Here is a 25661-nt window from a genome sequence, read left to right as displayed (position 1 = left end):
TCTCAGCCCTGCGCTGCAAAACGGGTAACCGCCGCGCAAAGCGCCTCGAAACCCTTGCCCGCGCCCTCGCTCATGTGGCGGGCGCGCAGCCAGGCATGCACCATCTGCGGCTCCTCGCGGAACCACACTTCGATCCCGGCTTCGGCAAGCCGCGCCGCATAGGCACGGCCGTCATCGCGCAGCGGATCGAAATGGGCGACGGTGATGAAGGTCGGCGGCAAACCGGTAAGGGAAATGCTAAGCAGCGGATGCGCAACGGAGCTGTCAGCCGGCGCCTGCAGCACTTGCCGGTAATAGGCGACGTCCGACGTCGTCAGCCCCGGCGCCTGTGCCATCTCGTCATAGGAGCCGGAGACCAGATCGCCGCCCAGCGCCGGATAGATCAGCGCCTGGCCGACAATGCCACTCGGCCCTTCGTCGCGTGCGCGAAGCGCCAGGCCTGCCGCCAGATTGCCGCCGGCGCTATCCCCGATCAACACCACCTTGCGACCGTCGGCGAGCAAAGAGGTCAACACCGCAAAAGCGTCGTCATGGGCCGCCGGCCAGACATGTTCCGGCGCCAGCCGATAATCCACCGACACCAGTTCCGCGCCCGCATCCTCCGCCAGTTCGGCACAGATGGCGTGATGACTGTCGAGCGAGCCGACCACGAAGCCGCCACCATGGATGTAATAGAGCACAGTTCGGGTTCGGATCTTCGCCGGGCGGTACCAGCGGACCGGAATGTGACCCTCCACCGTGCGGTCCTCTGTCACCATGCCCAAGGGCAGCGGCCGGTCGAAACGGGCGCAGAGCGCGTCATACCAGGCGCGTTGCTGTCCGATCGAGGCATCGACGGCATCATCGGGATAGAAAGCCGCACAGATTTGGAGGAACTCGCGAATGCCGGGTTCGGTCGGAGCCTTGCGGGAAGAATCTTTCATGCGCGGACCATCGGAGGACAGGGTGCCATTCGGCGGGATGACGCCACGTTAGTCGCTGAAGGTCGGGCAATCCACTCCGTTTGCGCCAGCAAACGTCCAAATCCGCCGAGACAGTGGTGCGTAAAGTCCCGACCGGAGAAACGGGCTTTTCCTTCCTGCGGTTTCATGTCAGGAGAGGCTCGGGCGCGAGTGCCGTAAACTTTAGTACGGGCTCGGGCGGGCTGATTGACGTCTCTCCTGCTGCAGCGCGATTACGCTGCCGTCCTATCCCTCTCACCCCCCCGCACACGAAAAGAGCCCCGCAAGCGAGGCTCTTCCGTCAGATGTTGCGAACGGATCGGTCAGATCCAGTACGGCGGGACGCCGTAGTAGTCGTAGACCGAACGACCGTTGTTGCGATACCAGTCTTCGCTGTCGTCGCGATACTTCGGTGCCCCTTCAACCTGTTCCTTCGTCAGGGCGATGCGATAACCATCGAGCTGCTCGTCATAGGTCAGGGTTTCCCACGGCAGCGGGTAATATTCATCCCCAATGCCCCAGAAACCGCCGAAGCTGAGCACTGCATAGGCGACGCGGCCGCCACGCTTTTCGAGTAGAACACGCTGGATGGAACCGATGCGGTCGCCGTCGGCGCCATAAACTGCCGTGCCTTCGACCTTATCACTGGCAATCAGGGTCGCCGTATCCTTGGCGTAAGGGTCTTTGCCCGAAACGGCATTGTTGACCTGGTCCATGATACATCCTCCTTGGATCGTTTCTCGTACCTGGACAACGGCAAGGCCTGTCGAATGGTTCCCGTTTACCCGACGCCGCGCGGCTGCCCGACACGGCTTCTCGACCTGCAGAATGAGGCGAAGCCCCATACCAATGCGCTGTCCCTATCGCCATCAAGCGAGCGAACCCGGTGTATTGACGTTTACGTCAAGGTTATATAATTTTTCGAGACTTGCACGACCTTTGCGCTAGCATGAGGTTCCAGGATAAGGGGAGGAGCCCGACCTGGGGTGCAGACGAGAAGAATGGTTCGGGAGGACAACATGACGGAAACTATGAGCCGCCTCAGCGGCCGCGCCGCCGAAAAGATCTGGGTCCAATCCTATCCCGCCTCGGTGCCGGCGGAAATCGCCCCGCACGCCCATCCATCGCTGGGTGCCCTGTTTGAAGCGAGCTGCGCGAAATTCAGCGAACGCCAGGCCTTCACCAGCATGGGCCGCTCCATGACCTTCCGGGAACTGGAAGACCAGTCGCGCAAGGTTGGCGCCTGGCTGCAGTCCAAGGGGCTCTCCAAAGGCGACCGCGTCGCCGTCATGACGCCGAACATCCTGCAGAACCCCGTCACCGTTTACGGCATCCTGCGCGCCGGCCTCACCGTGGTGAACGTCAATCCGCTCTACACGCCGCGCGAACTCGAACACCAGTTGAAGGATTCGGGCGCCAAGGCGATCATGGTGCTGGAAAACTTCGCCCATACCGTCCAGCAGGTCGTCGACCGCACGGATGTCAAACATGTCGTCGTCTGCACCATGGGCGACATGCTGGGCCTCAAGGGTCACATCGTCAATTTCGTCGTGCGCAAGGTGAAGAAGCTCGTGCCGGCCTGGACCATTCCCGGCCATACCAGCTTCAAGGCCATGCTGGCCGAAGGTGCCCGGCAGACACTGAAGCCGGTCGCGGTTTCGCCCGGCGACATCGCCTTCCTGCAATATACCGGCGGCACAACCGGCGTTTCCAAGGGTGCGGCGCTGACGCATGCCAATCTCCTGGCCAACAAGCAGCAGATCGCACTCTGGCTGGAAGCAGCCTTTGCCGGGCAATCCCGTCCCGACGTTCTCAACTTTGTCTGTGCACTGCCGCTCTACCATATCTTTGCGCTCACCGTGAATTCGCTGATGGGCATCGCCCTCGGCGGCCATAACCTGCTGATTGCCAATCCGCGCGACATTCCGGCCTTCATCAAGGAGTTGCAGAGCTACAAGTCGCATGTCTTTCCGGGCCTCAACACGCTGTTCAATGCGATGATGAACAATCCGGACTTCAAGAAGATCGACTTCTCCTCGCTGATGCTGGTTCTGGGCGGCGGCATGGCCATTCAGCGACCTGTTGCCGAACGCTGGCTCCAGATGACCGGGCGTCCGATCACCGAAGGTTACGGCCTGTCGGAAACCTCCCCCGTTGCGACCGTCAACCGGCTCGACGCGCGCGAATTCTCCGGCATGATCGGCCTGCCGCTTCCCTCCACCGATATCGAAATCCGCGACGAAGACGGCAAGACGCTGCCGATCGGGGAAGTCGGAGAGATCTGCATCCGTGGCCCGCAGGTCATGGCCGGCTACTGGCAGCGCCCGGAAGAAACGGCGAAGGTGATGAGCGCTGACGGCTTCTTCCGCTCCGGCGACATGGGCCTGATGGACGAGCGCGGTTATGTGAAGATCGTCGACCGCAAGAAGGACATGATCCTGGTCTCGGGCTTCAACGTCTATCCGAACGAGATCGAGGAAGTGGCTGTCATGCATCCGGGTGTGCTCGAATGCGCCGCCGTCGGCGTACCGGATGGACATTCGGGCGAAGCGGTGAAACTTTTCGTCGTCAAGAAGGATGAGGCCCTGACGATCGACGAACTGAAGGCCCATTGCGCCGCCAACCTCACCAATTACAAGCGGCCGCGCTATATCGAGTTCAGAACCGAGCTGCCGAAGACCAATGTCGGCAAGATCCTGCGTCGGGAACTTCGCGATCAAAAATAAATCGATTGAAATAGGGGGAGCTGTCAGGCGCCCCCTGTCTTGATAGCGCCTTGTGGTGCGACTAATGTCCCGGGCAACCATCGCCGAAACAGGGACATTCCGATGCAAGCCATCATCGACAAGCTGACGAGCGCCGTTGCCGCCACCCATGCCGAAGACCTGCGCGCCGCCTTTGCCGCCGATCCGCAGCGCTTCTCGCAGTTCAGCGCCACGCTCGGCGACCTGCTGATGGATTATTCCAAATGCGCCGTGAACGGCGAAGTGCTCGACCTCCTGGAGGAACTGGTCACGACGGCTGGTGTCGCCGACAAGCGCGACGAAATGTTCTCCGGCGCCCCGATCAATTTCACCGAAGGCCGCGCCGTCCTCCACACGGCCCTGCGCAACCGCTCCAATCGCCCCGTGCTGGTCGACGGCCGCGACGTCATGCCTGACGTCAACGGCGTGCTCGAGGCGATGGGCAAGTTCGCCGACGGCATCCGGTCCGGCGATTTGAAGGGCGCAACCGGCAAGGCGATCACCGACGTGGTCAATATCGGCATCGGCGGTTCTGACCTCGGCCCGGTCATGGCGACGCTGGCGCTCGCCCCCTTCCATGACGGCCCGCGCCTCCATTTCGTCTCCAATATCGACGGCGCCCATATCGCCGATACGCTGAAATCGCTCGAGGCCGAAACCACCCTCTTCATCGTCGCGTCGAAGACTTTCACCACCATCGAGACGATGACCAACGCCCAGACCGCGCGCGCCTTCGTGGCGGATGCTCTCGGCGAAGCGGCCGTCGGCCACCACTTCTGCGCCGTCTCGACCGCGCTCGATAAGGTCGCCGCCTTCGGCATCGATCCATCCCGCGTCTTCGGTTTCTGGGACTGGGTCGGCGGCCGCTACTCGATCTGGTCGGCGATCGGCCTGCCGCTGATGATTGCCATCGGGCCTGATCACTTCGGCCAGTTCCTCGATGGGGCGCACGCCATGGACGAGCATTTCCGCGCCGCGCCCTTCCGCGACAACCTGCCGATGCTGCTCGGAGCGCTCGGCGTCTATCACCGCAAGGTGCTGAACTACCCGACGCGCGCCATTTTGCCCTATGACCAGCGCCTGTCGCGCTTCCCGGCCTATCTGCAGCAACTCGACATGGAATCAAACGGCAAGAGCGTCACCATCGACGGCAAGCCGGTCCAAGGTGCCTCCGGCCCCGTCGTCTGGGGCGAGCCCGGCACCAATGGCCAACACGCCTTCTACCAGCTCATCCATCAGGGCACGAGCGTGATCCCGGCCGAGTTCATGATCGCCGCCAACGGCTTCGAGCCGGAACTGCGCCACCAGCACGAACTCCTGATCGCCAATTGCCTCGCCCAGTCGGAAGCCCTGATGAAGGGCCGCACGCTCGCCGAAGCCAAGAGCCAGCTGACCGCCAAGGGTGTTTCCGACGAGGAGGCCGATTTCCTCGCGCCCCACCGCGTCTTCTCCGGCAACCGCCCGTCGATCACCTTCGTCTACGACCAGCTCACGCCTTACACGCTCGGCCGCCTGATCGCGCTTTACGAACACCGTGTCTTCGTCGAAGGCGTGATCTTCCGCATCAATTCCTTCGACCAGTGGGGCGTGGAGCTCGGCAAGGAACTGGCGACGGGGCTTTTGCCGGTGGTGCAGGGCAAGGTCGCGGCGACAGGACATGACAGCTCGACGGCAGGGCTGGTCTCGGCGCTTGCGGAGCGGAGGATAGGGTGAGGCGCGCCTGGAATCAGGCAGATTGCTTGATCCAACCTCCGTCGATATACGTTTCACTCTAAGTATATCCTCGAAGTGTTCCATGCAGATCGCAAAATGGGGCATTAGCCTTGCGGTTCGTCTTGCCGCCAGCGTGGTCGAAGCTATGAACTTGAAGGAAGCGATGACATCGAAATTCGCGCTGCGACCTGGCGCGAACTCGACGTCGCGCGCAAGCCCACGCCCGAAGATCTTCTTCAGCGCCTGCGAGGCTTCCGGGGACGGCTACCGGCCGAATTCAAGTTCGACCGGGATGAGGCAAATGGCAGGTAGGTTCGTCGACACGAACGTGGCTGCCGCCAGTTCCCACCCTCAGAACCCGATCTCAGCCGCCGTCGGCGGGTTGGCCCCTGCCCGCGATACGGTGACGGCTGCAGCCTTCGCACCCACCGTCAGCGCCTCGCGCACTGCCTCTTCCGATAACGTCGCGACCTTGTCCTTGGTCAGCAATCCCTGACGCTTCAGCGAGGCCAGAATGCCCGCATCAAATGTGTCGCCAGCGCCAACGGTGTCCACCACCTCGACCTTGTTGGAGGGCACCGAGACCTTGAAATTCGCGGTATAGGCCGTTGCCCCTTCCGCGCCCTTGGTCAGCACCACGAGCTTGGCGCCGCGCGTCAGCCAGTAGGCGGCGCGTTCGTCCTGGGTGCCGGGCAGGTCGAACCAGTCGAGGTCTTCGTCGGAGAATTTCAGGATGTCGGACATATCGGCCATGCGGGCGATGCGGGCCTGGTGGGCCGCCTTGTCCTTGATGAAGCCGGGGCGGATGTTGGGGTCGAGCGAGATCACGCGCGTCTTGTGCTCGCGCGTCATCAGCGCCTCGTAAGTCGAGCCGCAGGGTTCCGGGATCAGGCTGATCGCGCCGAAATGCAGAGCCTCGCAGCGGTCGTCGAGCGTGGGCAGATCGGCTTCCGTGATCATCCGGCCGGCGGTGTTTTCGTCATAGAAGGCATAGGATGCCTGACCGTTGGTCAGCTTGACCAACGCGATCGTGCAGGGGCGCGAGAGCGTGGCGCAATAGCTGTAATCGACGCCCGAGGATTTCAGCGTATCGCGCAGGATGTCGCCCAGCATGTCGTCGGAGAGGCCGGTGAAAAAGCCGGTGTCGATGCCGAGACGCCCGAGCGCAATCGCCGTGTTGAAGATCGCGCCGCCGGCGTAGGGCGAGAATGCCCGCTCGCCGAGCGTGGTTTCGCGTGGCAACATGTCGATCAGCGCTTCGCCGCAACACAGGATCATCTCGACCTCCCAGGCATTCGTTTCAATCGATTTAAACCAAGTCTGCCCAAGATGCCAGAGGGCATGGTGACCATTTGCTCAAGCGAGCGTCGAAACCCCGCCATTGCGGCCCGACCACGCGAGCGGCGCATCGAGGAAGGCCTCGACTTCCGACAGCGTCTTCTCGTCGAACAGCTTCTGCTCGCGGGCGACGGCCAGCACGTTGCGCCAGGTGGCGATGTAATGCAGCTTGACCTTGCCGTCTTCGAAGCGCTGCAGAGCCTCCGGGAAGATACCGTAGAAGAACAGCGCGATGCCATGGTCGACCACGCCCCCGGCGGCTCTCACCGCATCGATGAACTTGAACATGCTGCCGCCGGCGGTCGTCAGATCCTCGATGACGAGCACCCGCGCACCTTCGGGCATATGGCCTTCGATCTGGGCGTTACGGCCATGGCCCTTGGGGGCCTTGCGCACATAGATCATCGGCAGACCGAGGCGATCGGCGAGCAGCGCCGCGAAGGGAATTCCCGCCGTCTCGCCGCCAGCAATGCAGTCGAACTGCTCGAAGCCCGCATAACGCATCAGGGTCGCTGCGGCAAAATCCATGACGGCGGAGCGCACGCGCGGATAAGAGAGGAGCTTGCGGCAGTCGATATAGACGGGGCTCTTCATGCCCGAGGAAAGCTTGTAAGGCTCGGCCGCATTGAAATGCACCGCCTTGATCTCCCAGAGCATCTTCGCCACAAGGTCGGCCATGACGGCGGGGTCGGTGAAGGGGGTCTGGATCATGGCGCTCTCCTGTCAAATGCGGTCAGAAGCGCCATAGCAGCAAGAGGAGCGGCTGACCAGACGCCGGAGTAGGACCACCGACTCTTCCCCTGCCCCCGCCCGGCGCCGCCGGATGGAACAATCGCGCCTTTCGCGATTTTATCCGAGCGCGTCCCTCACACCAAGGTATCGACTTATGGAAAACTATCTGGTCATCCAGCCGCTCGTCGCCCTCATTGCCGGCATCCTGATCCTGATCATGCCGCGCCTCTTGAACTATGTCGTCGCCATTTACCTGATTATCGTCGGGGTTCTCGGCCTCTGGCCGCAACTGGCAACGATGACGTCGTAACGCGGGGAACCGAAGCGCAGCGAGCTGAAACGCCCGCCATTTCTACGACCCGACAACAAAAGGGGCTCGCATCGCTGCGAGCCCCTTCTTCTGTTTAGTATTATCAGCCTTTGACGATCTTCAGCTCGCAGGTCGGCTGGAAGGCCTTGAGGTACCAGGTCGGACCGTCGCAATCGCGGCTCGAGGACTTCAGGGTCGACTTGGTCGGAGCGCTTGGTGTCGGGTCGGTCGGGCCGCCGTCAATCGGGCCGCCGTCATCCGGGCAGGGCTTGCCGCCGTGGTGACCATGGCCGTGGCCATGATGACCTTTGCCGTGACCCTTGCCGTGGCCCTTGCCGTGGCCTTTACCCTCGCCCTTGCCGTGACCCTTGCCGTCACCCTTACCATGGCCCTTACCATGGCCCTTGCCGTCGCCCTCGCCGGGACGGTCCTTGCCAGGCCCCTTGTTATCGTCCTTCTTCGGACCGTTTTCAGAGCCGTGGTTGCCCTGGGGCTCACCGCGGTCACCGCGCGGATGATACTCGTCGCTGTGACGCGGGGTCTCATCCTGGTCCTTGACTTCGTCCGAGGGGCCGCCGCGATCCGGGGTTTGTCCGCGATCTTCCGGCTTGTTGCCGCGGTCCTCTGGGGCACCACGGTCGCCGTTGTTGGATGAGCTATCGTCCTGCTTGGGACCATCCTGGCCCTTCGGGCCATTGTCCTGATCGCCATGATCGGACGGGCCGCGATCATTGTTGTCAGACGAGCCGCGGTCGTCGTTGTTGGACGAGTTGCCACGGTCCGCAGGGGCACCACGATCACCGTTGTCGGACTTGTCGTCCTGCTTCGGACCATTGTCCTGGTTCCCACGACCAGACTGATCGTTGTTGCCGGACTGGTTGCCACGGCTGTCGTTGTCACCGCGGCTGTCATTGTCGCCACGGCCGCCGCGGCTGTCGTTGTCCGACTGGCTGCCACGTCCGCCACTATCCGACGGATTGCCGCCCGACGAACCACCCTGGCTACCACGGCCGCCCTGATCGCCCTGGCCGCCCTGGCCGCCCTGGCCGCTTTCGCCGCCCTGACCGCCCCTGTTGCTGCCGCCCGGCTTGGAGGCCGCTGCAAAGGCGGTCGCATTGAAGAGCACCGGCTGCAGGCCAACGGCGGTGGACGCGAAGAGAGCAGTCAAAAGAACGGCTGCCCCCTTGTTAACTATCGACTTGGAGGTGCTGACGTACACATCCCGGAATGACTTGGAAGAACGCATTACTAACTCCCCACGAAATGTTCAAGACGACCAATTCGTCTGTGGTGAGATACATACTCATCGTTATATTCTGTGTCATCTTGAATTTAACGGAATTTAAACCATGGTAAATTTTAACGATCTCCGTTAAAATCTTTGTTTTAATAAATTTTTAGGAATTAATACTTTCAGACAGCCAGAATCTTCCACTGCCTTGAGGCCGCAAAGCCACTCCCATGGAGAGGCGGGCCGCTCTCGCACGCCAGATCCGCTCATGTAAACAATGTCTTAATTGCGGACACTTTGACCGTCAGCGCAAAGCTCGTTGCCGCAGTCTTTCGGCGCCCCATGTGTGTCGCCGGCCCTTTGCCACCGCAGGGCGGGCGCAATCGTGCTCGAACGCGAGCGGCCGGCCGCTCGTTTGAGAGAGGCCGGCCGAGGTTGGGTTCGCGGGGTCCAGTTGAAAAAGGAGGCCTGGATGGGACTGCCCGGTGGGGCCGTATGTCAGGCAACATCCCAATGCAGTGGGAACATCGGGTCGAACACGGTCACGGGACCGGCTCCGGTTTCAATCTTCAGCGGGAAGTTCAGCGGTTCTTCCCGCTTCACCAGCGTGATGGTTTCTTCGTTGGCAGGAAGGCCGTACCAGGCGGGCCCATTCAGCGAGGCGAAAGCCTCGAGCTTGTCCAGCGCATCCTCCTGTTCGAAGACATGGGCAAGACAACTCATCGTATTGATCGATGTATAGATGCCTGCACAGCCACAGCTGCATTCTTTCAGCGGGTCCACATGGGGTGCGCTGTCCGTACCAAGAAAGAACCTGACATCGCCGGAGGTTGCGGCCTGGCGCAGCGCCAGCCGGTGGCTTTCTCGCTTGGCGACCGGCAGGCAGTAGTAATGCGGTCGGATGCCGCCGACGAGGATGGCATTGCGGTTGATAATCAGGTGATGCGTCGTGATCGAGCCGGCGAGGTTCTTCTCGGCAGAGCGGATATAATCAATTCCGTCGGAGGTCGTCACGTGCTCCATCGCCACCTTCAACTCCGGCAAACGCTTGCGCAGAGGATCGAGCACCGTGTCGATGAACACCTTCTCACGGTCGAAGATGTCGACTTCCGGCGTCGTCACCTCGCCATGTACGCAAAGCGGCAGGCCGATCTTCGCCATGCGCTCGAGAACCGGCATGGCCTTGTCCATGTCGCGCACGCCGCCATGGGAATTGGTCGTCGCACCCGCCGGATAGAGCTTCACCGCGGTGATCAGGCCGGAGCGCTTGCCTTCCTCGACATCGTCGGGGCTGGTGTGTTCGGTGAGGTAGAGCGTCATCAGCGGCTCGAAACGATCGCTGGCCGGAGTCGCCCTGACGATGCGCTCGCGATAGGCCCGGGCATCCGCCGTGGTGACGACCGGCGGCACGAGGTTCGGCATGATGATGGCGCGGGCGAAATGTCGGCTGGTGTCGCCGATCACGCCTTCGAGCATGGCGCCGTCGCGCAGATGCAGGTGCCAGTCATCGGGGCGACGGATGGTGAGGGATTGCATGGGCCATGCCTCCGGCTTGACGAAAACTCGCCGCCCTTAGCATGTCCATCCGGCCGGATCAAAGCTTCTCAGGCGACCCGTTCACCGGGAAAGCGGTCGGCGGATTGCGCCATGGCACGCTCCGCTTCCTCCGCCTGCTCGCGACGATCCTGCTCCATGATCGCCTGGATGCGCGGCAGCGCCCGCTCGAAAGCGGCGACACAGTCGGGATCGAACTGGGTGCCGGCGCGGCCGAGGATATGTTCGACCGTGCGGGCGAAACTCCAGGCCGGCTTGTAGGGCCGTTCCGTCGTCAGTGCGTCGAAGTTGTCGGCGATGCAGACGATGCGGCCGGAGATCGGGATGGCGGTGCCGGCCAGACGGTTGGGGTAGCCCTGCCCGTCCCAGCGCTCGTGATGGCTGGCGGCAATCTCGGAGGCCAGCTGCAACAGCGAGGAATGCGAGCGCCCGAGAATGTCGCTGCCGATTTCGGCATGGGACTGCATCTGTCGATACTCGGCTTCGGTCAGGCGTCCCTGCTTCAGGAGCACCGTATCTGGCATCGCCACCTTGCCGATGTCGTGCATCGGGGCAGCCAGCCGGATGTCGTGGCAAAGCTGCGGCGACAGGCCGAGCTCGATGGCGATCGCTTCGGAATAGGAGGCGACGCGCAGCGTGTGACGCGCTGTTTCCGGATCCTTGTAACCGGCGGCCAGCGTCAGGCGATGGATGATCTCCTGCTCGCGCTCGCGCAGTTCGCCGACCGCACGCTCCACCTCACGGCGCAGCCATTCCGCCTGGTCGGCCAGTTGGCGCCGGGCGCGGGCAAGGCTGACGATGTTCTGTACGCGGGCCTGAAACTCGACGGGATTGACCGGCTTGGTCAAAAAGTCGATGGCACCGGCATTGAGCGCCGCCATACGCGTGGTCATGTCCTTGTCGGCGGTCACGAAAATCACCGGTACTTCGGCATATTTGTCGAAGCGGACGATCTCGGTGAAGAGCTCGACACCGTTGTAGACCGGCATCTGGTAATCGATGATCGCGATGTCGAAATCGAGTTCCGGCAGGGCCGAGAGCACGGCATCGGGACTGGCAAAGGGCACAGCTTCACAATTGTCGAGCTTGCCGACCAGCTTCGTCAAAAGCTTCAGATTGGTGCTGTTGTCGTCAACCAACAAGATACGCATGAACGCCTCCGTGCTTCTATGCAACGAGTTTGAATTTGAGGGCCTGAATTTCTTCGCCCAGCATGTCGGTATCGGTCGGTTCCGGCGCCTGATGCCGCAGGGCATTGGCCTTCACCGCCAGATCGTTCAGTCCGACATTCGAGGCTGCGCCCTTGATCGTGTGGAGCACCCGATCGCGCTTTTCCGGGTCCTGCTTGCGCAGCGCCTCATCCAGTTCTGCCAGCAGTTCTTCCGCATCGTTGAAGAAGGATTCGACCAGTTCCTGGAAAACGTCTTCACCGAGCGCATCCACCAGTTCGGCGTGACGCGCCTCGTCCAGTCCCTCGATGCCGAGGCCGGGCAGCGTCTGCAGCGGCATGGCGCTCATGTCCGGCTCCGGCAGCTCAAAGCGCTCGAGCGCCGGTTTGGGGGCGGAATGCTGTGCTTGCGACGCGCCCCGATCAGGCGTGGTGGCATAGGCGATCATCTGTTTCAATCTTTCCAGAGTGACGGGCTTTGATTCAAAGCCCTGCATACCGGCATCCATGCAGCGCCGGCGGTCATCGTCGGAAGCGTTCGCGGTCATGGCGATGATTGGCGTCGAGGCGCAGGGGCCACCTTCGGCGATAATCCGGCGCGTGGCCTCGATCCCGTCCATGACCGGCATCTGCATATCCATCAGGATCAGGTCGAAGACCTGTCCGCGGGTGATCGCGACAGCCTCGGCGCCATCATTGGCGATCTCGACATGCTGCCCCAACCGGGCGAGGAAACGCGTCGCGACGATCTGGTTGACCTTGTTATCCTCGACGAGAAGGATCCGGTAGCGCGGCAGCGTCTCTTCGGCCGCAGTCTTGGCAGCAACCTTTTCCGCTTCTTCTCGGCCGACGGGCACCACGGACAGTTCGAACCAGAAGATCGAGCCGACGCCGACCGTGCTGCTCATGCCGAGTTCGCCGCCGAGCTTTTCGACGATCTGCTTGCAGATGGTAAGGCCAAGACCCGTTCCGCCGTAACGACGGCTGATCGAGGCATCGACCTGCGAGAAGGGCTTGAACAGCTTGTCGAGGCCAGCCTCGTCGATGCCGATGCCGGTGTCTTCTACCTCGAAGCGGATCATCAGCTTGCCTTCGCGGTAGAACTCGCGCAGGCGCAGGGTAACCGTCCCCTGGCTGGTGAACTTCACCGCATTCGACAGAAGATTGAGCAGAACCTGACGCAGGCGCGTCGGGTCGGTCTTGACGAACAGTGCCTGCAGGGATTCCGGCAGATCGAGGATGATCGTATTGTCCTGATCGTCGGCGCGACCGCGGATAATGCTGACCGTGCTCTCGGCAAGACCGCAGATATCGAAAGCGCGCTCCTCAAGTTCCAGCTTGCCGTGTTCGATCTTTGAGAAGTCGAGAATTTCGTTGATGATCTCAAGCAGCGCCTCGCCAGAGGAGCGGATCGTCTTCACGCTCGACAGCGCATCATCCGGCAGTTCAGAGAGTTCGAGCAGTTCCGACATGCCGAGGATGGCATTGAGCGGGGTACGGATTTCATGGCCCATGGTCGCCATGAACTGCGATTTTGCCCGGTTGCCGGCATCGGCAGCTTCATAGGCTTCCGTCAGTTCGGATGCCATGGCCTGAAGTTCGCGACTGGTTTCGCGTACCGATTTCAGCTGCCGGTTCAGGGTCACGACCAGGAAGACCACGGAAACCATCAGCAGGACGAGCATGATGCCCGAAGTGCGTTCGAGGCCCAGGATGATCTGTCGGCTTTCCGCACGTTCGGAGCTGACACGAGAATTGGTAAAGAGCAGGAACTGCTCGGTTATGCGGCCAAGGCTGGAGACGATGACCTCCAACTTGTCCAGTTGTTCCGCAGACGGATAGGCGCCAGCCATGATCCCGTCGAAAATCGGCTGGATATTCGTTATTGTCGTCTCAATCTCGCCGATATAGCCACGGACCTTCAAGTCCTGTGCAAAGTAACTGCCGAATTTTGCCTGATCAAGAATGGCGATGCGCGAATAGAGAATATCGTAGCGCAGGCCGAGTTCCTGGAAGCCCTGGGGGGATGGCTCGCCGCGACGCAGGATCGACAGGCTGTAATCAAGCTGCCGAGCCTCCCGGTCCAGCTGATAGACAGACCACATGGAATTTTCACGCACACCGTCTTCCATGATCCGGTATTGGCGGGCGATGTCCACGAAGAGGATGAGAAGCACCAGGAGAAGGACAGCCGAAATCAGCTGCAGGATGAAGGCAACGCTGCCTCCTCCCGCTGCCTTTCGGAGTGTCGCTTCGCGGTTGTTCACTTGCTGACCTCGATTTCCTTGATCTGCCAAACGGAGCGCGAGAAGTATTTCTCGTTGTAGAGACCTGGATCCTGGTCAAAGGGATAGACGACCATCAGCGGCCCCTTGTCACGCACGGACATCGGCCTGCCGTCCATGCGGGTCGCCAGCATTGTCGCGATCTTGGCGTCTTCGGCCGGGACCTCGGCTGCGTAATCGTTCAGCGCCTTGACGGACAGGAGCGTGCCCGTCGAACCGACGGCCTCGAGCAGTGCGCTGAGGAGCGGTCCTTCAAACGTCACCTTGCCATCCGTCCAGGGCGTCTCCATCGTCGCCTTGCGGCCGGCCAGCGCTTCGAGCATGGCAAGGTCGAACTCGGCGGTATCTCCCGCATTGGTATTGGTGATGGCGCCTTTCACCGTCAGGACTACGGGTCCCTTGGGTGCATCGAGCGCGAGTGCGGATGTCGATGAGACGGCGCCCATCAGGAGCGCAAGCAGCATACCTTTCATGGGATTTCTCCAGGTCGAGTTGAGGGTTCAGGCCGACTTCGGCAGGTCTGGGACGATCGCAGCGGCGCCGAGGTGATCGGCGATCAGCTTACGGAAGGCCATGGCTTCGACCGGCTTGTGCAGGAAGTCGGTCACACCCGCGGCACGAGCCTCCTCGCGCAGGCGAGGATCGGTCTCAGCCGTCACCATGACCGCCGGCACTTCGCGGTAGCGATCCATCAGGCGCACCGCCTTGATGAACTGCAGACCCGACATGCCCGGCAGTAGATGGTCGACGATCAGCATAGAGAAGGCTTCCGCGTGACAGAGGGCGAGCGCTGCTGTCCCATCGGGGGCGACGACCATATCCTCGTGCGTCACCTTCTTTGCGAGATGCTTGATAATCATCGCATTGGTCGGGTTGTCTTCAACGATCAGTATGGTCATGCCACCACTCCTCTCCGGCGCCGGTCCTTGGGACTGCCCGTCTCCCTGTCGGTCGGGAAGACGTTGCACGCGTTAATCTTTCATGGAGGAGTTGTATCAGGGGGAGGCTGAGATTGGCTGAAGCAAACCGGTACAATTTTACCGATTGCGCATTTAATTAGAACTTAAGAATTAACGGTGAAACGAAGTCCCGAATGGGACCAGCAACTTAGCCAAATCGCAGCGTAATGTCTGCCGGATGGCTGGCGCTCAGAACGAGACGTCCGTTGGGTAAATCATTGTCCTCGACCTTTGCGCGGATCTCGTCCTGGGACAGTCCGTAATGGACCCATCGCGCCACGAGCCGGCGCTCCAGTTCGTCCTCCTCCGGCGCCACCATCACCGTCAGGTCGAAGGACGAGGCAATCGGCCGCCAGGGCTCGCGGTCGAGCAGGACGTAATTGCCCTCGACGAGAATGATGCGGTCTTCGGCTGCGATGCAGCGGGCGGCACAGATGGCGAGTTCGCGGTCGCGGTCGAAGACCGGCACCAGCACTTCGCCGCCGGAGCGCACCGCCATCAGGATGTCACGCAGCCCGCGCACATCAAAGGTTTCAGGTGCGCCCTTGCGCGACAGGAGCCCCCGCTCGATGAGCAGCCGGTTGTCGAGATGAAACCCGTCCATCGGCAACACGGCGGGCGCCTCACCTATCGCTTTCAGGTGCGCGAAGAGCGCTTCGGCCAACGTCGACTTGCCGCCGCCCGGAGGCCCGGCAATGCCAACGAGGAAGCGGGCGCTGCCTTCAGCCCGCTTGATGATCTCATCTGCCAGCTGCTCGACCGTCATGCTCATGCCGCGAGACCGGCATCCGGTGCCGGCCGGGCGCCCGTCATGAAAGCGACGGCATCCGACATGGTGTAGTCCTTCGGATTGATGACGCAGAGCCGCTTGCCGAGGCGATGGACGTGGATGCGATCGGCCACTTCGAAGACATGCGGCATGTTGTGGCTGATCAGCACGATCGGCATGCCGCGCGAGCGGACGTCGAGGATCAGTTCGAGAACCTTGCGGCTCTCCTTCACCCCGAGCGCCGCCGTCGGCTCGTCGAGAATGATCACCTTGGAGCCGAAGGCTGCCGCACGGGCGACCGCCACACCCTGACGCTGGCCACCGGACAGCGTCTCCACCGCCTGATTGATGTTCTGGATGGTCATCAGGCCGAGCTCGGAGAGCTTGTCGCGGGCGAACTTCTCCATGGCCGGCCGGTCGAGCGTACGGAAGACCGAACCCATGATACCGGGTTTGCGGATTTCGCGGCCGAGGAACATATTGTCGGCGATCGAGAGGGCCGGCGACAGAGCGAGGTTCTGGTACACGGTCTCGATGCCGGCCCGGCGCGCCTCGATAGGCGAGCGGAAATTGATCGTCTTGCCTTCGAGCTTGATCTCGCCTTCATCCGGCGTGACCGCGCCCGAGATCGCCTTGATCAGCGAGGACTTGCCGGCGCCGTTGTCGCCGATGACGGCGAGGATTTCGCCCGGATAGAGGTCGAAATCGGCATTGTCGAGGGCGGTGACGCGGCCGTAACGCTTGACCAGACCGCGGGCGGTGAGAATGGGTTCCTGGGTCATCAGCCTGCTACCTTTCTGATCCACTGGTCAATTGCGACGGCGGCGATGATCAGCACGCCCGTGAGCAGCACCTTCCATTGCGGATCGGCGCCGAGCATGTTGAGGCCCATGGAGACCACGCCGACGATCAAGGCCCCGAAGAGGGTGCCCAAGATCGAGCCGCGTCCGCCGAAGAGCGAAATGCCGCCGACCACGGCCGCCGTGATGGCCTGGAGATTATAGTCGGTCACTGCGGCAGAAGGCGAAATCGAACCGTTACGGCCGATGGAGACCCATGCGGCAAGCCCTGCGATGACACCGGCGAGCGCGTAGGTGCCGAGCAGCACGCGGTCGGTGCGAATACCGGCGAGTTCGGCTGCCTCGGGATCGTCGCCGACCGCATAGAGGTGCCTGCCCCAGGCGGTGTGGTTGAGAGCGTACCAAAGGCCGATGACCAGGATCAGCATGAAGACGACGCCGAGCGTGAACACCGCCTTGCCGACCTTGAAGCTCTCGCCGAAGACCTGAAGAAACGGCGCGATTGCCTCGACATCCGCGTCGCGCAGCGTCTCGTTGGCCGAATAGATGAAGTTGGTGGCCATCACGATGTACCATGTGCCCAGCGTGACGATGAAGGGCGGCAGCTTGACCTTGGCAACGAGCACGCCGTTCAGCAGGCCGCACAATCCGCCGACGGCCAGGCCGATGATGACCGAAATTCCGGAGGGGATACCGTAGTGGATGGCGCAATTGCCCATCACCACGGCGGAGATGACCATGACCACGCCAATCGACAGATCAATGCCGGCGGTCAGGATGACCAGCGTCTGGGCCGCCCCCAGGATGCCGACGACGGCGATCTGCTGGAGGATGAGGGTCAGCGTGTAGCTGGAGAAGAATTTGCCGCCGATCGTCAGACCGAAGATGATGATCGACATCACCAGAACGATCAAAGGCACAGCCGCCGGCGTTGAGTGTAGGAAGTGCTGGATCTTGCGCAGAGTGGAGCGGTCCTCGAAGGACGCCACGCTCGTCTCACTCTGGGTCAGCACCTTCTCGAATTCCTGGGCTTCCGCCATAGAACTTCCCTCCCGATGTGGTTCTTGTGCCGGACTTCGGGCCCGGTATTTAACACGGGGCGGCCATGAGCCGCCCCGATACTCACGGGGTTCGGCCTGGGGCCGCCCCGTTCATTGGTTGGTCCGCCTTCAAAGTTTGGGGATCAACCCCAGCACTTGTCCGTGCCTTCCTTGACGCTAATCGACTCGACGCCGGCTGCCGGCTTGTCGGTGACGAGCGCAACGCCCGTGTCGAAGAAGTCCTTGCCTTCGGTCGGCTTCGGCTTTTCGCCGGTGTCGGCAAACTTCTTGATCGCTTCCACGCCGAGCGACGCCATCAGCAGCGGATACTGCTGCGAGGTGGCGCCGATCTGACCGTCGGCGACGGCCTTGACGCCCGGGCAACCGCCGTCGACCGAAACGATCAGGACGTCGTTCTCCTTGCCGACAGCCTTCAGAGCCTGGTAGGCGCCGACAGCGGCGGGCTCGTTGATCGTGTGGATGACGTTGATGTCAGGATCCTTCTGGAGAAGGTTTTCCATGGCCTTGCGGCCGCCTTCTTCGTTGCCGTTGGTGACATCGTGGCCGACGATGCGGGCATCATCTTCGTCGCCAATCTTGTTCGGGTCCTTCGGGTCGATGCCGAAGCCGATCATGAAGCCCTGGTCGCGCAGAACGTCGACGGTCGGCTGCGACGGAACGAGGTCGAGGAAGCCGATCTTGGCGTCCTTGGCCTTGTCGCCGAGGGTGGCTGCAGCCCACTGACCGATCAGCTTGCCGGCGAGCAGGTTGTCGGTGGCGAAGGTGGCGTCGGCAGCCGTCGCCGGATCGAGCGGCGTGTCGAGCGCGATCACGAGCAGGCCGGCTTCCTGGGCCTTCTTGACCTGGTCGACGATGGCCTTGGTGTCAGACGCTGCAATCAGAATGCCCTTGGCGCCGTCGGCAATGCAGGACTCGATCGCTGCAACCTGGCTGTCATGGTCGCCATCGACCTTGCCGGCATAGGCCTTCAGGTTGACGCCGAGTTCGGCGGCCTTGGCGGTCGCGCCTTCCTTCATCTTGACGAAGAAGGGGTTGGTGTCGGTCTTGGTGATGAGGCAGGCCGAAACGTCGGCAGCCGAAGCCGGAGCCGCGAAGACGACGCCCAGCGCAAGCGTCGACAAGGCAGCGGTAAGCAGAGATTTTTTCATTAGGTATCCTCCCGAAAGTTGGTGGGCCAGCTCCTCCGGCCGCAACGTGTCGGCACGGATCGCGCCTTCGCAATCCGCTCGGGAGCCTCTCGGCCCCACTCCTCCACGACCCATTAAAAACTACAGAAGTTTTGGGCTGTCAATAAATAAATCCAGTTGAATTATTAAATCGCTGTGACATTCTCGCAGAGCTGCCGTAAAAGGGAGCGGTCGGGAGGAGCGACCTTCGTGTCACAGGATTCTTACATACAAGCGCTCGATCAGGGCCTGAAATCGAGTGCCGGCGGCGGCTCGAACCAGGTGCGCGTGCGCGCCTACAACGAACGCCTCGTGCTGTCGCTGGTGCGCCAGCATCCCGGCTGCTCGAAAGCCGACATCGCCCGGCTGACCGGGCTTTCGCCGCAGACGGTGTCGGTCATCATGCGAGCCCTCGAAAGCGACGAACTTTTGATCCGGGGCGAGCCGATCCGCGGCCGCGTCGGCCAGCCCTCCGTGCCGATGTACATCAATCCGGAGGCCGTCTTTTCCTTCGGCGTGAAGATCGGCCGACGCAGTGCCGATCTGGTGCTGATGGATTTCGCCGGCCAGATCCGCCAGCAGAAGCACCAGACCTACCCTTATCCGCATCCGGAAAACCTCCTGCCCTTCATCTGCGACGGCATCGAGGAACTCGAGGCCGGCATGGAGGAAGCGCAGCGCAGCCGCATCGCCGGCATCGGCATCGCCGCGCCGTTCGAATTGTGGAACTGGGCTGAAGAGGTGGGCGCGCCGCCCGGCGCCATGGAAATCTGGCGCAAGGTCGACCTCCAGGCCGCCGTTCAGGCGCGCATGGGCCATCCGGTCTATCTGCGCAACGATGCGACCAGCGCCTGCGGGGCCGAGCTCGTCTTCGGCGCCGGACAGCGCTATCCGGACTTCGTCTATTTCTACATCGGCTCGTTCATCGGCGGCGGCATCGTCGTCAATGCCGCGCTCTTCGTCGGGCGAACCGGCACTGCCGGCGCCATCGGTCCGCTTCCCGTGCGCGACAAACACGGCGAAACCCGGCAGCTGCTCGACATCGCCTCGATCTTCGTGCTCGAAAACCTGTTGCGCGAACGCGGCATCGATCCGCAGCCGCTGTGGTATGCCGCCGATCAATGGATCGATTTCGGCGAGCCGCTGGAGATCTGGATCCAGGATACCGCCGCAGCGCTTGCCCAGGCCGTCATCGCCGCCGCCTCGATCATCGACTTTGCCGCCGCTATCATCGATGGTGGCTTTCCGGACTGGGTGCGCAAACGTGTCGTCCAGGCGACGATCGACGCCATGAACCGGCTGGACCTGCAGGGCGTCGTCGTGCCCGAGATCATCGAAGGCGAAGTCGGGGCCCAGGCCCGCGCCATCGGCGGCGCCAGCCTGCCGATCTTCGACCGCTACCTCATCGACCAAACCGTATTGTTCAAGGACACCCACCATGCTGAAGGGAATTGACCCCCTCCTGAGCCCCGAGCTTCTCGCCACCCTGCGTGCCATGGGCCATGGCGACGAAATCGCCATCGTCGACGGCAACTATCCGGCGCTCGAACATGCCCGCCGCCTCGTGCGGCTCGACGGCCATCATCTCGTGCCGGTGCTGAATGCGGTCCTCAGCGTCATGCCGATCGACGATTTCGTGCCGGAGGCGATCTTCCGCTCCGTCGTCGGCGGCAAGCCGGACCAGGTCGATCCCGTGCATCAGGAAATCATCGACTGCTGCGCAAAACACGAGCCGAAAGTGCCGGTGACCAAGCTGATCGGCGCCGATTTCTACAATCGGGTGAAAGCCGCGCATACCGTCGTGCAGACGGGCGAGCCGCGGCTCTATGCAAACGTCGTCCTGCGCAAGGGCGTCATATACCCCTGACCGGTGCCGACAGCGCCCGGATTAGCCCTCGAGCGCGCGCGACAGCCGCCGTGACAGTTCCAGCGGGTTCTTCAACACGATGGCCCGGCTCGTGCGCTCGACGAGATCCTCCCGCGCCAGTCTCGACATTTCGCGCGAGACCGTCTCGCGGCTCGCACCGATATGCTCGGCCAGCTCCGCATGAACCAGCGGCGGCGAGATGATGCGCTCGCGGCTGCCGTCATTGCGGACGCGCGAAAGCCGCAACAGCGTGTTGTACAGCCGATGCTTGGTGTCGAGGAAGGACATTTCCGACAGTCGGTCGTTCATGCCGCGGATGCGGCGCGACAGATGTTGCAGCAATCCCAGAGCGACATCGGGGCGCTGCTGCAGAATGTCGTGAAACACGGCATAGGGAATAACCGTCACCGAGGCGTCGCTCACCGCCATCAGGCTCGCCGAGCGCGCGAGGTCGTCGACCGCTGCCTGCTCTCCGAGGATGTCTCCGCGCTTGAAGCTGCCCAGGATCGCTTCCTTGCCGACGGAGAAGCGCAAGACAGCGCGGATCTCACCCGTCTGCACAATGAAGACGTCTTTGGACATGTCTTCGAAATCAACCAGACTTTCGCCGGCCGAAAGCGTGCGTGAATGGCAACGCAGCAGCCACTCCCGATCCTCTTCAAGGCTCAGGCCGGAGAATACCCTACAACCCCGGAGTGTTGTTGGCATGCCTGCAACATTTTGAACCATGGAGCCTGCCGCTAAATTCGATTTCATCTGTAATTGTACTTGTCGATCTTCTGAATCACGATTTCAAGAGTGTACTTATCTCCATCGCCCCACACGATAGCAAGATGGCTGCGATCAAGACCCTTACAATTCGCCTAGCACGATCCCGCGAATTTAATTCAAATGCTGGAGATGCAACACGGTGCCTCTCCGGTTGCGCCGCCGTTACCCGATCGAGCCCGAGGATGGACCCCAGACGTCGGTCAGGGCGAAGCCGCGTTCGAAGGGATCGAAGGGATCGAGCGCCACCTGATGCAGGCCGAAGGTGAATCCGCGGCCGCTGATCGTGGGAATGACGGCCGGGCGGCCGGCCACCTCGGACAAGGCTGACAAACCCACCTCGAATTCCGAACCGATGATCGAGCGCGACAGCATCTGATCGCCGACCTTCACCTTCCCGCGCGCATGGAGCGTCGCGAGATTGGCGGAATTGCCGGTGCCGCAGGGGGATCGATCAACGCGTCCCGGCCACATGGTGGTGCAGGTCCGGATCGCGCCATCGGGATCAACATCGCGGAACATGACATAGGCGACACCGGAGATGGCGGGAATTTCGGGATGCACTACGGGGATGCTGCGGTTGATCTCCTGCTTCAGGATCATGCCCGCCTCCACCAGCGCCCGCGCATTGGCCTTGTCAATGGTCAGCCCCACCTGGGCCACATCGACCAGCGCATAGAAGATGCCGCCATAGGCGAGGTCGAAGGTGATCGGACCCCAGTTATCGGTGTGGAGACGAACATCCAGCTCATGCACGAAGGACGGCACCATGGTCAGCTTGACGCGTTCGCAGCGACCGTCCCTGCACGTCGCCGTGGCCTTGACCAGGCCGGCCGCCGTTTCCAGCATGACGATGGTTTCAGGTTCACGCATCTCGACCATGCCGCTTTCGAGCAGCGCTGTCGTTACGCAGATGGAGTTGGACCCGGAACTGGCATGCGCCTGATCCGGCTGCAGGATGACGAAGGCGGCATCAGCGTCCGGGTGTTTGGGCGGCAGCAGCAGGTTGACCGAGCCGATGGGCGCGCCGCGCGGCTCCAACACCAGCATACGCCGGAGTTCTTCCCCCTTGGGGTCGCTGTTCAGCCAGGCCAGCTGGTCGGCCACCGTATCACCGGGGATCTTCGGGACACCTCCGATCGCGACCTTGCCGATTTCACCTTCGGCATGCACGTCGAGAAGCTGGATCGTACGCTTCCATCTCATGTCACTGTCTCACATTCACGACATCGGCTCCGCACAACCGTCCGCCGGTGACGCTCGCGGACTGACCGCAAGACGCGCATGGCAGGGCCGAATCCGGGCCTGTAACGATAAAGTCGACAGTTAGAACACGCTTTCGTGTTCACCAAGTCCTTTTGTCGGGGAAGTCGAAAAAGCATGACGGGCGGCGCTTATCAGCATCGCCCGCTAGAATTTCGATTGAGGAAGATCAGGCGACGAGCGCGAAATCGTCATGTGTCAGGATCTGGCCGACCTTCACATAAGCGAAGATGGTTGCCTCGCCGCTGCCGCTGCCATCGGCGTCATAGTAGAGAGCCCCGGTCGACTGGTCATGCAGGATACGCTGGTCGGCGGTGGTCGCCGTGGAACCCGAGCCGAAGGCCGCCTCGAGCAGAGGGCCGACCGAGCCGAGGTCGGTAAAGACCATGCTGTCGAGCAGGATCTTGTCTGTCCCGGAGGTGAAGTCGGTGATGCGGTCGGCATTTCCAGCGCCCATCTCGGCAAAGACGAACATGTCGGCACCGGCGCCGCCGGTCAGCGTGTCATTGCCGAGACCGCCATAAAGCCAGTCGTCGCCAATGCCGCCATCGAGGCGATCGTTGCCTTCACCGCCATACAAGGTGTCGTTGCCCGTATTGCCCAGCAGGGTATCGTTGCCGCCTTGGCCGTACAGGGTGTCGTTGCCGGCGCCACCGTCAAGCGTATTGGCACCACTTCCCCCGATAATCACATTGTCGAGGCTGTTGCCGTAGCCCTTGAACGCGGCGCTGCCTGTATAGGTGAGGTTCTCGATGTAATTGCCCAGGCGATAGCTCGTCAGGCTGGTCATCACGGTGTCGATGCCCTGGTTCGCCAGCTCCGTCACCACGTCGCGGGCGCTGTCGACGTAATAGGTGTCGTTGCCTGCGCCGCCGCTCATCGCATCATTGCCGGTGCCGCCGTCCAGGATGTCGTCTCCCAGGCCACCAATCAACGTGTCGTTGCCGAGACCGCCAGACAAGGTGTCGTTGCCGGAAGCACCGGTGATGCGGTTAGCAAGTTCATTGCCCGTGCCGACGAAGTCGCCAGTGCCGAGATATTCGAGATTCTCCAGCCAGCTCGACAACACATAGGCGTCGAGCGTCGTGCGCACCGTGTCGGTGCCACCCCTTGCCGCCTCGATGATAAGATCGCCAAGATCGTCGACGTAGTAGATATCGTTGCCAGCGCCACCGTTCATGTTGTCGGCACCGGTGCCGCCGTCGAGGATGTCGTTCCCGCTGGCGCCGATCAGGAAGTCGTCCGATGCGCCGCCCCGCAGGGTGTCGTTACCACCACCGCCGGAAATCTGATCGATGAAGTCCGTGCCTGTCAGAACCTCGGAGCGCGCGGTCCCGCTCAGGAGCAATGGTGACGTCTGGACATCATCATTGGCAATGGTGACAGTGGCCGACGCTGTGCCGAGGGTCAGGCCCGAGGACGCGCCGGAGAGCGTCAGGGCGAAGGTCTCGCCCAATTCAAAATCGCTGTCGCCATTGAGATAGACGGTGACCGTCGCCGAAGTTTCCCCTGCCGCGAAGGTCACTGTGCCGGTGCGATCACCGTTGAAATCGGCGGCACTGGCGGCATTGCTGCCGATGCCGGCCGCCGTCCAGGTCAGCGTCTCCTGCGCGGTCGCAGCCTTGCTCAGCGTGATCGTGAAGGTGACCGCAGTCGTGGTGTCGGTCCCCTCGGTCACCTGCGGACTGTCTGCAGCCACGGAGGCGACGGCCGGAAGGTAGCTCGGATCCAGCAGCGAGGCGAGCGTGCGCTCGACATTCAAGGAATCGATGAAGCTTTCGACCGCCGTGATGGTGTCGGTGCCGATCAGGGTTCCCATGAAGGTGAAGGTGGCGAGCGCAACATTGTAGGTCCAGGTGATGTTCGCCCAGCTGTCGCCGAAGACGACAGTATCATAACCGTCGCCGCCGTCGATGCGGTCATTGCCGGTCCCCGCCGCGACCGTGTCGTTACCGCCGAGCGCCGATATCGTGTCGTTGCCGCCATTGGTCGTAATGACATTGGCACGCTCGTTGCCGGCGACCGTGTCGTTGCCATTGCCGGTCACGGCGTTTTCGATCCAGGCGCCACGCGCGATCGAGATGTTCATCGTCATGCTGTTGGCCGACGAGAAGGAGCCTGGAGCGAGATCGACGGTGCTCGCGGTGTTCCAGCCCGAAAGGTTCAGCGTATCGGTGCCGCCGGCATCCCAGATGCAGATGATCGGGTTGAGGTTCTGGGTGAAGTCGTAGATCGCCGCCGTCGTGCCGGTGATGTTGGACTGGAAGCCATAGACGGTGTCGCCGGCGCGGGTCGTCGTGTCGGCGCCGTACATGGCCTGCATCGCCATGATGTCGTTCATCATCGGCGTCTGCGGCGAATAAAGCTTACCATCTGCGCCGACCCAATCGGCCCAGGCGACAAGGCCCTCGCCATTCGACGAGCCTGAACCCCAGGACGGGCCGAAATAGGACATGACCGAGTAGACGGTCGAATCCTGGTAGGAGGACGGCGTGTCGGCGCTGCCGTTATACTCGCCCATGTGCTCGAGACCCAGCGCGTGGCCGATCTCGTGCACGAAGGTCAGGAAGCCATGCGCGCCGATCTTCGGCGTCATCAGGTCGTTTGTCCCCTGACCCGAATTGTAGCTGCTGTTCATCCAGACACTACCGACCGAGGGGAAATAGGCATGGGCATAACTGACGCCGGTGGTCGAGTTGCCGAATTCGATATTGGACGACGACGTCGACGTCCCGGCTGTGACCTTCTGGATCGACGAAGCGATGACATCGTCCCAGAGCGTCAGGGCCAGTTCGGCGCGCGCCTGCTGTGTGGCGTTGAAGGCAGAGAAGCCGGATCCCTCGCCCGAATAGGTGGCCATGGCGGAGACAACCGTGGGGAAGGAGTAGGTGATGACCGAGCCGGACCACTTGGAGCCAGAATTCAGCTGATTGATGACCTGCTGGTCCGTCCAGGTTGCCAATGCCATGTGCTTCCCCAAAATCCTGCGGCG

At 62.1% G+C, this 25661-nt stretch carries 22 protein-coding genes; 5 read left to right on the top strand and 17 right to left on the bottom strand.

Annotation, left to right across the window (positions count from 1 at the left end; all coding sequences use genetic code 11):
* Positions 1-2: 2 nt before the first annotated feature.
* Both FJQ55_RS02150 and FJQ55_RS02145 read right to left on the bottom strand, forming a co-directional pair.
* The gene (locus tag FJQ55_RS02150; RefSeq protein ID WP_140826083.1) at positions 3-923 is read right to left on the bottom strand and encodes an alpha/beta hydrolase; all 921 of its coding nucleotides are present in this window, start codon (positions 921-923) and stop codon (positions 3-5) included.
* A gap of 341 nt (positions 924-1264) precedes the next feature.
* Complete coding sequence (locus FJQ55_RS02145; RefSeq protein ID WP_140826082.1) at positions 1265-1657, bottom strand: PRC-barrel domain-containing protein; 393 nt, start codon at positions 1655-1657, stop codon at positions 1265-1267.
* A 303-nt stretch (positions 1658-1960) separates the two neighbouring features.
* On the opposite strand from FJQ55_RS02145, the gene FJQ55_RS02140 reads away from it, so the two are divergent.
* Complete coding sequence (locus FJQ55_RS02140) at positions 1961-3667, top strand: long-chain fatty acid--CoA ligase (protein WP_140826081.1); 1707 nt, start codon at positions 1961-1963, stop codon at positions 3665-3667.
* A 102-nt stretch (positions 3668-3769) separates the two neighbouring features.
* On the top strand, positions 3770-5398 hold the full coding sequence (gene pgi, locus FJQ55_RS02135) for a glucose-6-phosphate isomerase (protein ID WP_140826080.1): 1629 nt from the start codon (positions 3770-3772) through the stop codon (positions 5396-5398).
* A 351-nt stretch (positions 5399-5749) separates the two neighbouring features.
* Here pgi and FJQ55_RS02125 read toward each other — a convergent pair whose 3' ends face one another.
* Positions 5750-6676, bottom strand: a complete 927-nt coding sequence (locus tag FJQ55_RS02125; RefSeq protein WP_140826079.1) for a carbohydrate kinase family protein — start codon at positions 6674-6676, stop codon at positions 5750-5752.
* 78 nt (positions 6677-6754) lie between these two features.
* A complete protein-coding gene (locus tag FJQ55_RS02120) occupies positions 6755-7447 on the bottom strand; it encodes an orotate phosphoribosyltransferase (RefSeq protein ID WP_140826078.1) in 693 nt (230 codons plus the stop codon).
* Between the two features lie 175 nt (positions 7448-7622).
* Between FJQ55_RS02120 and FJQ55_RS02115 the strand changes: the two genes are divergently transcribed.
* Positions 7623-7778 (top strand): DUF3096 domain-containing protein, encoded by a 156-nt coding sequence (locus FJQ55_RS02115; RefSeq protein ID WP_140826077.1) that lies wholly within the window; start codon positions 7623-7625, stop codon positions 7776-7778.
* A gap of 103 nt (positions 7779-7881) precedes the next feature.
* On the opposite strand, the gene FJQ55_RS02110 is transcribed toward FJQ55_RS02115, so the two are convergent.
* The 10 genes from FJQ55_RS02110 to FJQ55_RS02065 all read right to left on the bottom strand — a co-directional run bounded on the left by FJQ55_RS02110 (position 7882) and on the right by FJQ55_RS02065 (position 18753).
* Positions 7882-9024: a hypothetical protein gene (locus tag FJQ55_RS02110; protein WP_140826076.1), complete on the bottom strand. Its 1143-nt coding sequence runs from the start codon at positions 9022-9024 to the stop codon at positions 7882-7884.
* A gap of 483 nt (positions 9025-9507) precedes the next feature.
* Positions 9508-10545: a dihydroorotase gene (gene pyrC, locus FJQ55_RS02105; protein ID WP_140826075.1), complete on the bottom strand. Its 1038-nt coding sequence runs from the start codon at positions 10543-10545 to the stop codon at positions 9508-9510.
* Positions 10546-10613: 68 nt separating this feature from the next.
* Complete coding sequence (locus FJQ55_RS02100; RefSeq protein ID WP_140826074.1) at positions 10614-11714, bottom strand: HD domain-containing phosphohydrolase; 1101 nt, start codon at positions 11712-11714, stop codon at positions 10614-10616.
* Positions 11715-11730: 16 nt separating this feature from the next.
* Entirely contained in the window at positions 11731-13998 is a 2268-nt protein-coding gene (locus FJQ55_RS02095; protein WP_140826073.1) for an ATP-binding protein, read from the bottom strand.
* Complete coding sequence (locus tag FJQ55_RS02090; RefSeq protein ID WP_140826072.1) at positions 13995-14489, bottom strand: putative pterin-binding protein; 495 nt, start codon at positions 14487-14489, stop codon at positions 13995-13997. Before FJQ55_RS02090 ends, FJQ55_RS02095 begins: the two co-directional genes overlap by 4 nt.
* A gap of 27 nt (positions 14490-14516) precedes the next feature.
* Entirely contained in the window at positions 14517-14915 is a 399-nt protein-coding gene (locus tag FJQ55_RS02085) for a response regulator (RefSeq protein WP_140826071.1), read from the bottom strand.
* A gap of 208 nt (positions 14916-15123) precedes the next feature.
* A complete protein-coding gene (locus FJQ55_RS02080; RefSeq protein ID WP_140826070.1) occupies positions 15124-15747 on the bottom strand; it encodes a nucleoside triphosphate hydrolase in 624 nt (207 codons plus the stop codon).
* Positions 15744-16526, bottom strand: a complete 783-nt coding sequence (locus tag FJQ55_RS02075) for an ATP-binding cassette domain-containing protein (protein ID WP_140826069.1) — start codon at positions 16524-16526, stop codon at positions 15744-15746. Before FJQ55_RS02075 ends, FJQ55_RS02080 begins: the two co-directional genes overlap by 4 nt.
* Positions 16526-17584 carry an ABC transporter permease gene (locus FJQ55_RS02070; protein WP_140826068.1) on the bottom strand — a complete coding sequence of 353 codons (1059 nt, stop codon included), beginning with the start codon at positions 17582-17584 and terminating at the stop codon, positions 16526-16528. Before FJQ55_RS02070 ends, FJQ55_RS02075 begins: the two co-directional genes overlap by 1 nt.
* Positions 17585-17727: 143 nt before the next feature.
* Complete coding sequence (locus tag FJQ55_RS02065) at positions 17728-18753, bottom strand: sugar ABC transporter substrate-binding protein (RefSeq protein WP_140826067.1); 1026 nt, start codon at positions 18751-18753, stop codon at positions 17728-17730.
* 228 nt (positions 18754-18981) lie between these two features.
* On the opposite strand from FJQ55_RS02065, the gene FJQ55_RS02060 reads away from it, so the two are divergent.
* Positions 18982-20226: an ROK family transcriptional regulator gene (locus tag FJQ55_RS02060; RefSeq protein WP_140826066.1), complete on the top strand. Its 1245-nt coding sequence runs from the start codon at positions 18982-18984 to the stop codon at positions 20224-20226.
* Positions 20210-20638 (top strand): RbsD/FucU family protein, encoded by a 429-nt coding sequence (locus FJQ55_RS02055; RefSeq protein ID WP_140826065.1) that lies wholly within the window; start codon positions 20210-20212, stop codon positions 20636-20638. Before FJQ55_RS02060 ends, FJQ55_RS02055 begins: the two co-directional genes overlap by 17 nt.
* A gap of 21 nt (positions 20639-20659) precedes the next feature.
* On the opposite strand, the gene FJQ55_RS02050 is transcribed toward FJQ55_RS02055, so the two are convergent.
* The 3 genes from FJQ55_RS02050 to FJQ55_RS23830 form a co-directional block, all read right to left on the bottom strand.
* Positions 20660-21346, bottom strand: coding sequence for a Crp/Fnr family transcriptional regulator (locus FJQ55_RS02050; protein WP_281285471.1), 687 nt, complete (start codon positions 21344-21346; stop codon positions 20660-20662).
* Between the two features lie 225 nt (positions 21347-21571).
* Positions 21572-22612, bottom strand: a complete 1041-nt coding sequence (locus FJQ55_RS02045; protein WP_140826063.1) for a 4-hydroxyproline epimerase — start codon at positions 22610-22612, stop codon at positions 21572-21574.
* 226 nt (positions 22613-22838) lie between these two features.
* On the bottom strand, positions 22839-25637 hold the full coding sequence (locus FJQ55_RS23830) for a M10 family metallopeptidase (RefSeq protein WP_161596933.1): 2799 nt from the start codon (positions 25635-25637) through the stop codon (positions 22839-22841).
* Positions 25638-25661 lie beyond the last annotated feature (24 nt).

Origin of the sequence: Rhizobium glycinendophyticum, assembly GCF_006443685.1 — a bacterium.
GTDB lineage: Bacteria > Pseudomonadota > Alphaproteobacteria > Rhizobiales > Rhizobiaceae > Allorhizobium > Allorhizobium glycinendophyticum.
Note: the sequence above shows the minus strand (reverse complement) of the source record. Positions and strands in the feature narration are given on the sequence as shown.

What these genes read in the sequence shown, in the direction of transcription:
- FJQ55_RS02115 (WP_140826077.1), top strand. Translation starts at nt 7,623, where the DNA reads ATGGAAAACTATCTGGTCATCCAGCCGCTCGTCGCCCTCATTGCCGGC.
- FJQ55_RS02050 (WP_281285471.1), bottom strand. Translation starts at nt 21,346, where the DNA reads ATGCCAACAACACTCCGGGGTTGTAGGGTATTCTCCGGCCTGAGCCTT.
- FJQ55_RS02100 (WP_140826074.1), bottom strand. Translation starts at nt 11,714, where the DNA reads ATGCGTATCTTGTTGGTTGACGACAACAGCACCAATCTGAAGCTTTTG.
- FJQ55_RS02150 (WP_140826083.1), bottom strand. Translation starts at nt 923, where the DNA reads ATGAAAGATTCTTCCCGCAAGGCTCCGACCGAACCCGGCATTCGCGAG.
- FJQ55_RS02110 (WP_140826076.1), bottom strand. Translation starts at nt 9,024, where the DNA reads ATGCGTTCTTCCAAGTCATTCCGGGATGTGTACGTCAGCACCTCCAAG.
- FJQ55_RS02090 (WP_140826072.1), bottom strand. Translation starts at nt 14,489, where the DNA reads ATGAAAGGTATGCTGCTTGCGCTCCTGATGGGCGCCGTCTCATCGACA.
- FJQ55_RS02070 (WP_140826068.1), bottom strand. Translation starts at nt 17,584, where the DNA reads ATGGCGGAAGCCCAGGAATTCGAGAAGGTGCTGACCCAGAGTGAGACG.
- FJQ55_RS02140 (WP_140826081.1), top strand. Translation starts at nt 1,961, where the DNA reads ATGACGGAAACTATGAGCCGCCTCAGCGGCCGCGCCGCCGAAAAGATC.
- FJQ55_RS02080 (WP_140826070.1), bottom strand. Translation starts at nt 15,747, where the DNA reads ATGAGCATGACGGTCGAGCAGCTGGCAGATGAGATCATCAAGCGGGCT.
- FJQ55_RS02125 (WP_140826079.1), bottom strand. Translation starts at nt 6,676, where the DNA reads ATGATCCTGTGTTGCGGCGAAGCGCTGATCGACATGTTGCCACGCGAA.
- pgi (WP_140826080.1), top strand. Translation starts at nt 3,770, where the DNA reads ATGCAAGCCATCATCGACAAGCTGACGAGCGCCGTTGCCGCCACCCAT.
- FJQ55_RS02055 (WP_140826065.1), top strand. Translation starts at nt 20,210, where the DNA reads ATGCTGAAGGGAATTGACCCCCTCCTGAGCCCCGAGCTTCTCGCCACC.
- FJQ55_RS02120 (WP_140826078.1), bottom strand. Translation starts at nt 7,447, where the DNA reads ATGATCCAGACCCCCTTCACCGACCCCGCCGTCATGGCCGACCTTGTG.
- pyrC (WP_140826075.1), bottom strand. Translation starts at nt 10,545, where the DNA reads ATGCAATCCCTCACCATCCGTCGCCCCGATGACTGGCACCTGCATCTG.
- FJQ55_RS02085 (WP_140826071.1), bottom strand. Translation starts at nt 14,915, where the DNA reads ATGACCATACTGATCGTTGAAGACAACCCGACCAATGCGATGATTATC.
- FJQ55_RS02075 (WP_140826069.1), bottom strand. Translation starts at nt 16,526, where the DNA reads ATGACCCAGGAACCCATTCTCACCGCCCGCGGTCTGGTCAAGCGTTAC.
- FJQ55_RS23830 (WP_161596933.1), bottom strand. Translation starts at nt 25,637, where the DNA reads ATGGCATTGGCAACCTGGACGGACCAGCAGGTCATCAATCAGCTGAAT.
- FJQ55_RS02045 (WP_140826063.1), bottom strand. Translation starts at nt 22,612, where the DNA reads ATGAGATGGAAGCGTACGATCCAGCTTCTCGACGTGCATGCCGAAGGT.
- FJQ55_RS02145 (WP_140826082.1), bottom strand. Translation starts at nt 1,657, where the DNA reads ATGGACCAGGTCAACAATGCCGTTTCGGGCAAAGACCCTTACGCCAAG.
- FJQ55_RS02065 (WP_140826067.1), bottom strand. Translation starts at nt 18,753, where the DNA reads ATGAAAAAATCTCTGCTTACCGCTGCCTTGTCGACGCTTGCGCTGGGC.